The 13,358-nt window shown below is 43.2% G+C and carries 14 protein-coding genes; 11 read left to right on the forward strand and 3 right to left on the reverse strand.

Going from position 1 to position 13,358, the window contains the following annotated elements:
- Window positions 1-23 precede the first annotated feature (23 nt).
- Window positions 24-1,043: a 3-deoxy-7-phosphoheptulonate synthase gene (gene aroF, locus DXX94_RS17980; RefSeq protein WP_116018031.1), complete on the reverse strand. Its 1,020-nt coding sequence runs from the start codon at window positions 1,041-1,043 to the stop codon at window positions 24-26.
- A gap of 574 nt (window positions 1,044-1,617) precedes the next feature.
- On the opposite strand from aroF, the gene rnm reads away from it, so the two are divergent.
- The 10 genes from rnm (at window position 1,618) to DXX94_RS18030 (ending at window position 10,329) form a co-directional block, all read left to right on the forward strand.
- Window positions 1,618-2,451, forward strand: a complete 834-nt coding sequence (rnm, locus tag DXX94_RS17985; protein WP_116018635.1) for an RNase RNM — start codon at window positions 1,618-1,620, stop codon at window positions 2,449-2,451.
- A gap of 154 nt (window positions 2,452-2,605) precedes the next feature.
- Complete coding sequence (locus DXX94_RS17990) at window positions 2,606-3,229, forward strand: L-threonylcarbamoyladenylate synthase (protein ID WP_116008543.1); 624 nt, start codon at window positions 2,606-2,608, stop codon at window positions 3,227-3,229.
- Between the two features lie 23 nt (window positions 3,230-3,252).
- Entirely contained in the window at window positions 3,253-4,029 is a 777-nt protein-coding gene (locus DXX94_RS17995) for a segregation and condensation protein A (protein ID WP_116018033.1), read from the forward strand.
- 13 nt (window positions 4,030-4,042) lie between these two features.
- Window positions 4,043-4,669, forward strand: a complete 627-nt coding sequence (gene scpB, locus DXX94_RS18000; protein WP_116018035.1) for an SMC-Scp complex subunit ScpB — start codon at window positions 4,043-4,045, stop codon at window positions 4,667-4,669.
- Between the two features lie 110 nt (window positions 4,670-4,779).
- Window positions 4,780-5,643, forward strand: a complete 864-nt coding sequence (rluB, locus tag DXX94_RS18005) for a 23S rRNA pseudouridine(2605) synthase RluB (RefSeq protein ID WP_116018037.1) — start codon at window positions 4,780-4,782, stop codon at window positions 5,641-5,643.
- A gap of 271 nt (window positions 5,644-5,914) precedes the next feature.
- A complete protein-coding gene (gene rnd / locus DXX94_RS18010; RefSeq protein ID WP_116018039.1) occupies window positions 5,915-7,054 on the forward strand; it encodes a ribonuclease D in 1,140 nt (379 codons plus the stop codon).
- 223 nt (window positions 7,055-7,277) lie between these two features.
- Window positions 7,278-7,595 carry a YcgL domain-containing protein gene (locus DXX94_RS18015; RefSeq protein WP_116018041.1) on the forward strand — a complete coding sequence of 106 codons (318 nt, stop codon included), beginning with the start codon at window positions 7,278-7,280 and terminating at the stop codon, window positions 7,593-7,595.
- A 224-nt stretch (window positions 7,596-7,819) separates the two neighbouring features.
- Window positions 7,820-8,812 (forward strand): lytic murein transglycosylase, encoded by a 993-nt coding sequence (locus tag DXX94_RS18020; RefSeq protein WP_116018637.1) that lies wholly within the window; start codon window positions 7,820-7,822, stop codon window positions 8,810-8,812.
- A gap of 57 nt (window positions 8,813-8,869) precedes the next feature.
- The gene (locus DXX94_RS18025; protein ID WP_116018043.1) at window positions 8,870-9,547 is read left to right on the forward strand and encodes a fumarylacetoacetate hydrolase family protein; all 678 of its coding nucleotides are present in this window, start codon (window positions 8,870-8,872) and stop codon (window positions 9,545-9,547) included.
- Between the two features lie 221 nt (window positions 9,548-9,768).
- A complete protein-coding gene (locus DXX94_RS18030; protein ID WP_116018045.1) occupies window positions 9,769-10,329 on the forward strand; it encodes a YcgN family cysteine cluster protein in 561 nt (186 codons plus the stop codon).
- 10 nt (window positions 10,330-10,339) lie between these two features.
- On the opposite strand, the gene DXX94_RS18035 is transcribed toward DXX94_RS18030, so the two are convergent.
- Both DXX94_RS18035 and DXX94_RS18040 read right to left on the reverse strand, forming a co-directional pair.
- Window positions 10,340-11,071 (reverse strand): SDR family oxidoreductase, encoded by a 732-nt coding sequence (locus DXX94_RS18035; RefSeq protein ID WP_116018047.1) that lies wholly within the window; start codon window positions 11,069-11,071, stop codon window positions 10,340-10,342.
- A 28-nt stretch (window positions 11,072-11,099) separates the two neighbouring features.
- A protein-coding gene (locus DXX94_RS18040) for an IS3 family transposase (RefSeq protein WP_116016061.1) occupies window positions 11,100-12,277 on the reverse strand; the annotation gives its coding sequence in 2 pieces (ribosomal slippage) (window positions 11,100-12,010 and window positions 12,010-12,277; 1,179 coding nt in all).
- A 339-nt stretch (window positions 12,278-12,616) separates the two neighbouring features.
- Between DXX94_RS18040 and DXX94_RS18045 the strand changes: the two genes are divergently transcribed.
- Window positions 12,617-13,318, forward strand: a complete 702-nt coding sequence (locus tag DXX94_RS18045; RefSeq protein ID WP_258872210.1) for a hypothetical protein — start codon at window positions 12,617-12,619, stop codon at window positions 13,316-13,318.
- Window positions 13,319-13,358: the final 40 nt, after the last annotated feature.

Raw genomic sequence — 13,358 nt, forward strand, 5'->3', positions numbered from 1 at the left:
TCTCTCAATCTGTAATTCGTATCTTAAGCTGACAAGCTTTTGCCTGCGGCTTGCACAAAGGGCTTAATATCGGCCATTAGCTTGGCAAAATCATCGGCGGTTAATGCTTGATGCCCGTCAGAAAGCGCTGCTTTCGGGTTTAAATGGGCTTCAACAATAATGCCGTCAGCGCCAACTGCTGCCGAAGCGCGTGATAAAGGATTAATCAGGGATTTTACGCCAGTGCCATGTGATGGGTCTACTAGAACTGGTAAATGGGTTTTTTCTTTCAACAAGGCAACGGCATTTAAATCAAGCGTATTACGAGTCGCGGTTTCAAAAGTGCGAATACCGCGTTCGCATAAAATCACATTCGGATTACCCGCGTTAATGATGTACTCAGCGGCTAATAGCAATTCTTCGATGGTCGCGCTCATGCCACGTTTTAATAATACTGGCTTTTGCTGGGCACCAACGGCTTCTAATAAGCGGAAGTTTTGCATATTGCGTGCGCCGATCTGGAAGCAATCAATGTAATCTGCCATTAACTTGGCATCACTTGGGTCGATAATTTCTGAAACGGTTGGCAAGCCATAAGCTTGTTTGGCAGCTTTCAACAGCTTTAAGCCTTCTTCACCTAGCCCTTGGAAGCTGTATGGGCTGGTGCGCGGTTTAAACGCGCCGCCGCGAAGCAGGGGAACGCCGTGGCCTTTGATCATTTCTGCCACGCTAAATAATTGCTGCTCTGATTCCACCGAGCAAGGGCCAGCAATTACAGTAAAATTACCACCGCCTATTTTTACGCCACCGATGGAAACAATTGAGTCATGCGCTTGCAGTTCGCGGCTAACGAGCTTGTATGGGCTAAGGACAGGTTTGACTTCATCCACCATAGGGTAGGCGTCTAAATGAAGTTGGTTAAGAATGCGTTCATCGCCAAGTGCGCCTAGTACAGTACGCTCAATACCTGGCATGTATAGTGGTTTTAGCCCAAGTGAGGCTATTTTATCGAGAATTTCGTTGGCGTCCGCTTCGGTTGCTTGCGGCTTAAGTACAATAATCATGGTTTATTTTATCCTATGTGTGATTTTACTTTGAGTTGTCATCCGGCATAAATGGGCTGAAGCCACCAAATAAACCAACTTTTTACTTTGGTTGTTAACATTGTTGTTTTCCTTTTAACGCTGTTTGCGTCTTAGTTTCTTTGTTTCGAATAATTTAGGTTTAAAATTTTTTCTTGCTTAAAACATAGAAGCTTAAAATGAGAAGCTTAAAACGAGAAAACCCGCCAGTGGGCGGGTTTTCGGAATCTTTTCTTGTTACACAGTTTTCACATCATGCACAAAAGCTCACAACCCACCTACGTTGGATTATGCCACCACCAAATTGCTTGTAATGATTGTTGTGCTTGTGTCATCGCTTGCTGCTTTATTTCTTTTAATCGTTTTAATTTGTGTTTAACTAATTTTTGTTTATCTGAGTGTTTAGTTATGAAAAATCGCTTTATTCTCGTAGAATAAAAGCCCTAATAGAAGACATCAATTCTGTTTTTATGTCAATACCTGATTTTATTTTATGTCACTGATTGCACCAGAAAGCTCTGCACCTAACTCGACTGCTGAAAAAACAAGCAAGCCTATGCGCTTTGATTTACATTCCCACACCAACTTTTCCGATGGCAAGTTATCACCACAGGAACTAGTGGAGCGAGCGGTAAACTTTCAACTAGATGTATTGGCCATTACTGATCACGATACGGTGGCTGGGCTTGAGGTCGCAAAGCAGCATATTAGTGAGCAAGCTCTGCCGTTAAGCTTGGTATATGGCATTGAAATCTCTACGATGTGGCAGAATTTTGAAATTCATATTGTTGGCCTGAACATAGACCCAGAAAGCCAAGCGCTGCAAGCCTTGATCAGCGAGCAGCAAAATGCCCGTGAATCGCGTGCCATACAAATGGGCGAGAAGCTTGCCAAATGCGGCTTTCCCAATATGCTGGAAAAAGCTAAGGCGCTGGTCGGTGAAGGGACGATTACCCGTGCGCACTTTGCCCGTGTGCTGCATGACGAAGGTCAGGTGAGCACCATGCAATCGGCGTTTGATAAATATATCGGCAAAGGAAAACGCGCTTTTGTAAAGCCATTGTGGTGCGATATTGCCAAAGCCGTCGACGTGATTCATCAAGCAGGCGGCGTAGCAGTGTTGGCGCATCCTATGCGCTATGATATGACCTCGAAATGGTTACGTCGCCTGATTTTAGATTTTAAAGCGGCAGGCGGTGATGGTATGGAAATTGTGCTGCCACAAATGAATCCAGACCAAAGGCGACTTATGCTAACCTTTTGTCTAGAATATGATTTATATGCATCGCTTGGCTCAGATTTTCATTACCCGAGCAAATGGAGCGACTTGGGGCGCAATTTAATCATGCCTGAGCAAGTAAAACCCATTTGGCAGTTATTTGGTCATTAAAGGCGGGGCTAGCTTATCGTTGGGCTAACTGAATGCCAACTGCCAATGATTATATAAATTCAAAAGCAACACATTCAAACAACACATTAACTAAATACATTAACTAAATAAAAGCTCACTGGTAACCGCAGCGAGTGACACTAAGGTACCTGTTATGAGTCAGTTTTTTTACGTTCACCCAGAAAACCCGCAAGGGCGTTTAATGAAGCAAGCTGCAGCCATGATCAAAGAGGGCGCCGTCGTGGTTTACCCAACCGATTCAGGCTATGCGCTCGGTTGTCACTTAGGTGATAAGAAAGCATTGGAGCGTATCTGCCAAATTCGCCATATCGATATGGACCATGATTTTGCCTTGGTTTGTCGCGATTTATCAGAGCTTTCCGAATACGCGAAAGTTGATAACACGGCATTTCGCTTAATGAAAAACAATACGCCGGGCGCTTATACCTTTATCTTCAAAGCGACTAAAGAAGTTCCGCGCCGCCTGATGAATCCGAAAAAGAAAACCATCGGTATCCGCATCCCAGACAACGCAATCGCACAAGCCCTTTTGGAAGAATTGGGTGAACCACTAATGTCGACCACCTTAATTATGCCGGGTGAAGCGATGGCGGAATACGATCCCGAACATATCCGCGATATTCTTGAAAAACGCGTCGATTTAATTCTCAACGGTGGTTACTTAGGCGAGCATCCAACAACAGTGATTGATTTTTCCGAGGGTGAAGTGGAAGTCTTACGTGTTGGCGAAGGCGATGCTGAGCCATTTAGTTCATAAGCTACAAAGAATTTAGTACTTTCATGGAACAGCAAGAGTTACCCCTTGCGATGATCAGGGGGGAAGCATTCGTTGATAAACCCTCAGATCTTTACATTCCTGATGCGGCGTTAGAAATTCGCTTAGATGAATTTGAAGGGCCGCTTGATTTATTGCTGTACCTGATCAAAAAACAAAAGTTTGATATCGCCGACTTGCCGATAGCGCCAATCACCGCCCAGTATTTTAGTTATATTGAGCAAATGGAACAGCAACAAATGGACTTGTCGGCCGAATACTTAGTGATGGCGGCAACCCTCGCTCATATTAAATCCAAATTGCTGCTGCCCACCATTGAAGTGGAGGAAGACGAAGACGATCCGCGTGCTGAACTGGTTAAACGGTTGCAGGAATATCAGCAAATTAAAACTGCTGCTTATGAGCTTTCGCATTTGCCGCGAGAAGAGCGTGATTTCTTTATTAAAGGCTATGGCGAGCTGCACGAGCAGCCAACCAAGTTTGATGAAGTATCACTCGCCGACTTAGTTAGTGCTTTTCAGCGAGTGCTAAAAAGCCAAGCCAATTTTGAGCATCATCACGTGCAACGAGAAGCGATTGCTACTCACGTTAAAATGGCGCACATTTTATCGATATTGGCGTCAACGGTAGAGCCGCAAACCTTAGTGCAATTGCTGATCGTTGAAGAAGGGCGACAAGGCGCAGTGGTAACATTTCTGGCGCTACTGGAATTATTAAAACTACAAAAAATTAGCTGCGATATAGTAGCTGAACAGCTTTATGTGCAACTAAATACAGCTTAACGTTTAACAACCAATGACAACTGATATCGACACTCCAGCCAGCAATAATACAACCAACAACAATACAACTAAGCTTAGCGTCATGCTTGAAGCCTTGATTTTTGCGGCAGAAAAACCGCTAACACCAAAGCAATTGCGCAGCCATATTCAAGAGCAAACTGGGCGAGGTTTTACCTTAAAAGCGATTAAAGACGAGCTGGCAGCGCTAGTCACTACTTATCAAAATCGCGGTATTCAACTGGCAATGGTGGCTGGCGGTTATCGTTTTCAAACAAATACTGAAGTAAAACCATTAATTCAGTCGATCCAAAAAGAGAAAACCAGTAAAATCTCGCCGGCGATGATGGAGACCCTAGCAGTAATTGCCTACAAGCAACCCATCACGCGCGCAGAAATTGAAGAAATTCGCGGAGTTGCGGTAAGTAGTTATATAATAAAAACACTTACTGAACGCGCTTGGGTAAAAACTGACGGTTATAAAGAGGTGCCAGGTCGACCAGCACTTTATGTCACAACACCTGAGTTTTTAGCGTATTTTGGCTTGAACTCCCTAACTCAGCTACCTGAGTTAATGCCAATTAGCCAAGCCGATCATGCTAGCCATGCTGTTGAAGCGTCGCTACTGGAGCACGAGAGCTAGCAATAAAACTAGCAATCAAGCTCACAAGCAGTAACTAAAAGCAGCACAAAACAAATATGTTGTTAATGAGTCAGAAGTGCATAACTACTGACGTATCGAGATAAAGACCTATGTCTGAAAAATTACAGAAAGTGCTTGCGCGAGCAGGTAAAGGATCCCGCCGAGAAATGGAAGCGGTGATCAGCGCAGGACGCGTCAGTGTGAACGGTAAAACAGCATTCCTTGGCGATCGTGTCGAAGGAACAGAGCAGATACGAGTTGACGGTCATCAGGTCAACATCAAACCCGAGCAAGAGCAAATTTGTCGCGTGTTAATGTACAACAAGCCGGAAGGTGAAATGTGTACGCGCAAAGACCCAGAAGGTCGCCCAACAGTATTTGATCGCCTACCACCGTTAGAAAATGGTCGTTGGATAGCCGTGGGTCGTTTAGATATTAACACCTCAGGTATGTTGTTATTCACCACAGATGGTGAGCTTGCCAACCGTTTAATGCACCCATCGCACAAAATTGAGCGTGAATATGCGGTGCGCATATTTGGTGAAGTAGACGAGGCGATGTTGCAGCGTTTACGCCACGGCGTAAAACTGGAAGATGGCCCTGCCAAGTTCCAACAAATTATGTATCGTGGTGGTGAAGGCCGTAATCACTGGTTCCATGTGGTGCTTTCCGAAGGTCGTAACCGCGAAGTCCGCCGTTTATGGGAAAGCCAAGACGTTCAAGTGAGCCGCTTAATTCGCGTGCGCTACGGTGATATCGAATTGCAACGTCAACTGCCAGTGGGCGGTTGGACAGAGCTTGGCTTAAAAGATGTCAACTATTACCGCAAAGCGGTGCAGCTTAAGCCAGAGACTGATTCGAAAGTGAAAGTGAACGAGAAGATGATCGACAACGCTAAGAATCGCCGTATTCGTCGCAGCGTTAAGAAGCATCAACAACGCCACAAACAATCGGTGCGCCGCAACCGCAAGTAGCTTTTTCGTGTAAGCGCTTGTGGCTAGCGCTTGTTGTAAAAAATAGCCAAAATACCAAAACAGCCTTTCTGCTTGCAGATGGGCTGTTTTAGTTTCTGGCGTAACTTGCTATTCTTCATTCCCTTAAAAGCGCCTGACAGTTTCTCTTTACTTGGGAAAAATTTGTACTTAGAGAAATTTGCATTCAGTAAATACGTTGTCGAATGCAACCAGTAAAGAGCTTAGTTAATCAAACGATATAAATATTCAGAATTTAAAAAGGTGTGCTTGCGTGCAAAAACGTTTTATCCAAACCCAAGCCGAATTTACTGCCCTATGTGAGTCATTATCAGCCGCTGAGCTGCTAACCGTGGATACCGAATTCGTTCGTACTCGAACCTTAGTGCCTAAGCTTGGTTTATTGCAAGTGTGCGATGGCGAGCAAGTCGCGCTGATTGACCCATTGGCACTAGACGATTTATCACCTTTTTGGCAATTGTTGGAAAATCCAGCCATCACTAAGGTGTTGCATGCGTGCTCTGAAGACTTAGAAGTTTTTCTGACAGCAGGTGCTAAGCCGCCACAAAACCTGATTGATAGCCAAGTGATGATGACTTTCTTAGGCCATGGCTTATCACTAGGGTATGCGGCCATGGTTAAGCATTATTTAGATATCGAGCTGGATAAGTCGGAATCGCGCACCGATTGGACGAAGCGACCATTGACTGATAATCAGCTGAAATACGCTGCCGCCGATGTTGAGCATTTGTATACGCTATTCCCTAAACTCTTGGCTGATATTGAAGCGAAGGGGTGGTTAGCGGCTAGCCAGCAAGAATCAGCCAATATGATTGCGAAAAAGTATCAGGCAATTGACCCAGACACGCTTTATCAAAACGTTAAATTGGCGTGGAAGTTATCACCTAAGCAGCTTAATAACCTTAAATTTTTAGCCAGTTGGCGCTATCAAAAAGCAGTGACGAAAGATCAGCCACTCAGTTTTATTGCTAAAGATCACACCTTGCAGCTAGTGGCGCAGCGTTCGCCGATGAGTGCCCGCGCGATGGCAAATATTGAAGGGGTGGAAGCGCTAGACGTACGGTATCAAGGTAAGGCGATGATTAACGTGCTTAAGCAAGCAGCGCAAACACCAGAAGACGCATACCCTGCAAAACTGCGCCGCTTGGATGAATACCCAGGTTACAAACAAACCTTTAAGCAAGTGAAACACTTTCTACAGCTAGTGGCTGATAAGCACGAGTTAGCAATTGAATGTTTGGCCTCAAAAAAACAGATTAACCAGTTTCTATCGTTTTACTTTAAATTGAACGGCGCCGACCAATCACAAGCGGCAGTTGAATTGATCAACTCATGGCGTAAGCCAATTGCAGGTGATGCGTTGATTGACTTTGCTGATCGCGGTTTTAAGTAGTCGTTGTTTTAAGTAGCTGGGGATTCAAGCAGCTACTGTATCAAGTAACAATCTCACTTAGCACTTGATAGTTGCTATCCCTACATCTAATTAATAGCGCCAAATCATCACTGTTTGGCGCCATTTCAATTACTAACAATTATCAGCCACTAATGATAAACATACACCGCCCGACATGTTATATTGCGGCCTCTATTGTTTTTCCATTAATAGGCTGAAAAAAATGCCAAGTGCGCCGACTGGATTATGTGCGGTTTACCGTAGTCCGAAAAAAGACCAAACTTACCTCTTTGTTAACAAACGCGACGATTTCTCTGACGTGCCAGAAGCCTTAATGAAAACCTTTGGCACACCTGTGTTAGTGACCATGGTGAATTTAACCAAGCAGGAAAAGCTGGCACTGGCAGATATTGATAAAGTGAAAGAAAGCTTGAGTGAACAAGGTTTCTATCTTCAGCTACCACCACCACAAGAAAATTTGCTCGACCAACATAAAGAAATGTTAAAACAACAAGGCAAAACTATTGCTTCGGAAGAATAAGCTGGCATTCAGCTATTCCAGTAACAATAGTGTCTTTGCCTATATAAAAAGAGCTGAGAAGAGCCAGCAAGTAAAAATTACCCAATATTAGCAGCCCCGAATATTAAAAATAATAAGGACGCGTAATGAATCGTTTTTATCATCAAATTATCAACAGTCGTTTTCTTAAAACCGCCTCAGTAATTGCTATGTTAGCGGGCTCGGTAAGTTTACCTCAATTAGCGATGGCAAACGCTGATAATGTCGCTAACCAAGAACAAGCCAAGCCAAGTTATGAAACTTACGTTGAACAGTTAAAAGCTGAAGCGTTAGCAAAAGGCTTTAGCCAAACCTTTGTTGACCAAACCTTTGCCAATATCACCTTTTATAAGCGCGCGGTAAAAGCGGATCGCAATCAGCCTGAGCGCGTTGAAACTCTTGATACTTACTTACCAAAACGCTTACCAAAATGGAAAGTTGACCGCGCCCGTAGGCTTTATAAAGAGCACAAAGAACTATTGACCAAAGTGGGTGAAGAATATGGTGTACAGCCGCGCTTTATTGTCGCCTTATGGGGGCTTGAAACCAACTTTGGCAAAATTATGGGTAACTACAACGTCGTTTCTGCACTATCAACACTAGCGTATGAAGGTCGCCGCGAGGCCTTCTTTAAAAAGCAACTTTGGGCAGCCTTGACCATTTTGGATGAAGGTCATATCAAAGTTGATAACATGAAAGGCTCTTGGGCTGGTGCCATGGGGCAAAACCAATTTATGCCAACCTCGTTTATCAGCTATGCGGTTGATGGCGATGGCGATGGTAAAAAAGATATCTGGGGGAATCAGGCAGATGTATTTGCCTCTATGGCTAACTACCTAAAATCTGAAGGTTGGAATGATGACCTAACATGGGGCCGACAGGTCAAATTACCAGAAGGTTTCGATATTTCACTGGCGATCCCTAAAAATACCGGCAGCCGTAAAAATTGGTTAAAAGCGTGGGCAAATACCGAAAAGACCTTGCAAGAATGGCAAGAGCTAGGCATTCGTCGCACCGATGGCACCGCATTGCCAAAAGTCGATGTTAAAGCGGCATTAGTTTTCCCTGACGACGAGAAAGGGCGTGCTTACCTAGCATACGATAACTACAAAAGCTTAATGCACTGGAACTTGTCGTACTACTTTGTTAGCTCGGTAGGGCACTTATCGGATCATATAAAGTTTCCACCCATTAAGTAGTTAGCACTAACACCTAAATAGTTGTCGTGCTGGAAGGTTGGGTAACAGGAGCAGTAAATGATAAACAATTATCAACATAAGGATATTAACGGTGCAGCGATTGATTTGCCTATTGGCAAGGTCGTTTGCGTTGGGCAGAACTATCTTGACCATATTCAGGAAATGAACAGCATTGCCAACGAAGAGGCGGTGCTGTTTTTAAAACCGAATACGACGCTTTGTGCTTTGGCTGAGCCTTTGGTTATTCGTGACGATCGCGGTGAATGCCATAACGAAGTAGAAGTGACGATTCTGATCAAACAAATCTTGTCCAATGCTTCAATTGAAGAAGTTGATGATGCGATTTGGGGATGCGGCATTGGTTTAGACTTAACCTTGCGTGATGTGCAAAAAGAGTTAAAGCAATTAGGGCGACCATGGGAGCGCTCAAAGTCATTTGATTTATCAGCGCCGATGTCACCGTTTATCAAGCTTGAAGAGGTTAAAGCGCAAGGTCACGACTTAACGAATATTACTTTTGGTTTAAGCGTGAATAATGAGCTTAGGCAGCAAGGCAATACTGAACTGATGATGCGCAGCATGCGCGATTTATTGGTGATTATTAGCCGCGAATTTACCTTATTGCCGGGCGATATTGTGATGACAGGTACTCCCAAAGGCGTTGCGCCACTGGTTAGCGGCGATCAGCTAAACTTAACCTTACTTAACCATCAGTTTTCAACACAAGTAGCCTAACTTAAACAAGCTCAAGCCGATTATCGCAATCGGCTTCGCTTAAGCAGCTTAGTTTAAACTTGGTTAAACTAAGCTCACTTAAACTAGGCTTGGTAAATAGGATGAAACAGGAAAAGATTCATCGCCGAAGAGTGTGTATAATGCGCCGCTCCTAGTTTTCTTTATACGTTAACTTTCTTAATCCGTTATTTTTCTATAACCAAAAGGCAGATACAGCAACTATGGCGAAGCAAGCAAAATCAGCTAAACCAAAGAAACCAGCAGTAAAAAACACACCTGATATTAAACCATTTTGGGAAGTAAAATCGCTGGAAGAGATGACTCGACAAGAATGGGAGTCATTATGTGACGGCTGTGCCAAATGTTGTCTGCATAAATTTATCGAGGACGATGAAACGGAAGAACACGACGAGCTAAAACCAACCGACTATATCAACGAAGGTGAGCAAATGTTGTATTCCAATATTGCTTGCCATCTACTCAATGATAAAACCTGTGGCTGTACCCAATACGCAAAACGCACTCAATTAGTACCGGATTGCGTGCGCCTGACTCAAGACAACCTAGACGATGTGTTCTTTATGCCGCCAAGCTGCACCTATCGTCGCTTGCGTGAAGGTCGCGGTATGCCAAGTTGGCACCCGCTATTGCATAAAGGCAAAAAAGCAGCCATGCACAAAGCAGGGATGTCTGTACGCGGTAAAATCCTTAAAGACAATGAAGTCGATTTATCGTTTTATGAAGACTATATCGTCACTTGGCCGCTGGATGATATTGATTAGCGCAAGCTAACTATTTACCACCAGCGATATCAACAAAAGAGCCTGTTACAAAAGAAGCCTGGTTTGATAAAAGAAACGCTATAGCCGCAGCAACTTCTTCTGGACTGCCCCCACGTTGCAATGGAATTTGTTGTTTAACTCGCTCGACTCTATTTGCTTCGCCACCGTCAGCGTGCATTTCTGTATAAATAAATCCAGGGCGGACACAGTTCACCCGAATGTTTTTACCAGCTACCTCAAACGATAAGCCTTTTGTTAGCGTATCTATAGCTCCTTTTGATGCGGCATAATCCACATACTCATGAGGAGAACCGAGCCTGGCGGCTGCAGACGAAACATTGACGATTGAGCCACCATTTACCATTCTTTTTATTGCTTCTCTGCTACATAAAAAGTAGCTAGTGACATTGGTTGTCAGCATTTTATTAATTCTATCCGCTGTCATCTCGGAAACAGGCATTTGTGGCAGTAAAATTCCTGCGTTGTTTACTAAATGCGTAACTTTTCCCAATGTTTCGTCGATCTTCTGAAAAAGAATATTTACCTCGTTCTCCTGCGATACATCGGCTTGCAGTGCTATAGCAGAACCTCCATTTTGTTGTATTTCAGTGACCACTTTAATGGCTTCTGACTCATTTGAACGGTAATTCACACAGACCGAGTAGCCTTGTTTTCCTAAATAGATAGAAGTTGCGGCACCAATTCCTCGGCTACCTCCTGTCACTAAAACAACTTTGCTCATTAAACTTCCTTTTGAAACATTGTAGTGGTCAACTTAAATTGGCCACGGTTTTGTATTCAAGCCAGTATCTTTTCTCTGACTCATTTGGGGTTAAACCAGCATTGTAGTGATGCGGCCTAACTGAGCTGTAATAACCAACAATATAGTGTGTTATTTCAGCTCTAGCTTCAGTAAAGGAACGGTAACCCGTTGTGGGTATCCATTCTGTTTTTAAACTTCTAAAGAATCGCTCCATCGGGCTATTATCCCAACAATTACCACGGCGACTCATGCTTTGCTTTATCTGACAACGCCATAGCAATTGACGGTAGCTTCGGCTGGTGTAATGCGTCCCTTGGTCGCTATGGAACATCACACCTTTAGGCTTACCACGCATCTCATAAGCCATCATCAGTGCTTTGCTCGTCAATGCTGTATCAGGCGATAGAGACATTGCCCAACCAATCGGTTTTCTCGCAAATAAATCAATAACAACTGCTAAATAAGCCCAGCGATTGCCAACCCAGATATACGTAACATCACCGCACCAAACCTGATTCGGCTTAACCACATCAAACTGCTGATTGAGATGGTTAGGTATCGCCACATGCTCTTGATTTACTTTTCTATAACGGTGCTTCGGTAACTGGCAACTCACCAAGCCTAAACGTTTCATATAGCCTGTCGCCCTGAAACGTGAAATATCATAGCCACGGTCTATCGCTATCGTGGATATTGTACGAGAACCCGCTGCGCCATTACTTTCACGGTGGATTTGCTTAACGACAGCGATTTCTTTTAATTGCTTGCTATTCGGCTTCTTAGAGCGCTTATTCCAATACTTAAAGCTACTGCGATGAACATTAAATGTTTGGCAAATGGTGAATTCCGCATAGCTCTCTTTGAGTCGTTTAATTAGTTTAAATTGTTCATCGAGTCCGACATCAAGAGAGCGGTAGCCTTTTTTAGAATTTCCTTTTCTAATTCAATGCGTTTTATCTTTTTCTCAAGCTCTTTAATCTTACACTGCTCTGGTGTCATTGGGCTGGCTTTGCTGGTGATGCCTTTGCGTTCATTACGAAGCTGACGCACCCACTTATCCATTGTCGACTTACCAACGCTCATCGCTTCTGCTGCTTCTCGAACGGAATAACCTTGATCAACAACTAATTGAGCAGCTTCTAACCGAAATTCTGGTGTGAAATTACGTTTGCCTGTTCTTGTCATTTTGTCACCTAATCAATTTTATGAGGTGATGATACCACCTCTAACTAGGTGGCCAAATTTGTTATACCACTACACATAAAGTGAAAAATACATAGCGACCAATAATAACGGGCAAATATATACGTACAAAGCCCTTAGCTAATGCTTGAATAGGTTTTCAAGGTAACCGCTGCTTTACTGCAAATAATCAATATCATATTCATTATCTATCAGCCATCCTGTTTACCTCTCACTGTCTTTAATGTGCGGATTGTCGACAATAAGTGTAAAGAATGGTTTTTAAAAGCCTTTAATATGTTTTAATTGGTTTTTGTGTCGACAAAAATGACTGGGGGAGGTGTGGGTTTGAACTTTTACAATATTTTTGGAGTTATTAATACACTCTTTATTATCGTTAGTTTGTATGGTGTGCATTCTCAACTTAGAACGATATGGAAACGAAAAGAGTCGAGTAATTCGTATGAGCGACCGACATCACTGTTATCGTTAAATCAATTCACGGTAAGTTATTTAGCTTACTTGTCATTCTTTATATACGGGTATTCAATAGAGCCGTTTAATCACTACATTGTTTGGCCCCGGTTAATTGCATCAGTGCTAGTTGCGTTAATTTTATTTGAAATTTGGCAAGACCGACAATCAAGCCATGCTAAAGGTAGCTTTAACATGGCTTGTATAACACTCTTGTTTGCTATCGCAGGCCTATTTATAGGAGAAACAATAACTGATCAGAGCAGGTATATTTCGACGACCATAATTGTGGTTGTATCAATTCTGATAGCTCAAGGGTACTTCCATCAAATCAAGCTAATTATCCGTTCAGGTAGCACAGGGGCTGTTGATTTAAAGATGAGTCAATTTATCTTAATGATGGATATTTCAACCATCGCATTCGCGTTAAGTATGGGGTTAAAGCAAGGTTGGCCGCTGCTTTTATTGGCGATTACGAGTGGAGTTACCAAAGTAATCATTATGTTTTTATTTAAATGGGTAAAAACAAGTTCTACTGCCGAAAAGCGAAGGCACATTGTTGAAACTTAAAAGCGCATGTGCTGGATATTATGTAGAAGTGACGAAAGCG

This window comes from Thalassotalea euphylliae (genome assembly GCF_003390375.1).
GTDB classification, from domain to species: domain Bacteria; phylum Pseudomonadota; class Gammaproteobacteria; order Enterobacterales; family Alteromonadaceae; genus Thalassotalea_F; species Thalassotalea_F euphylliae_A.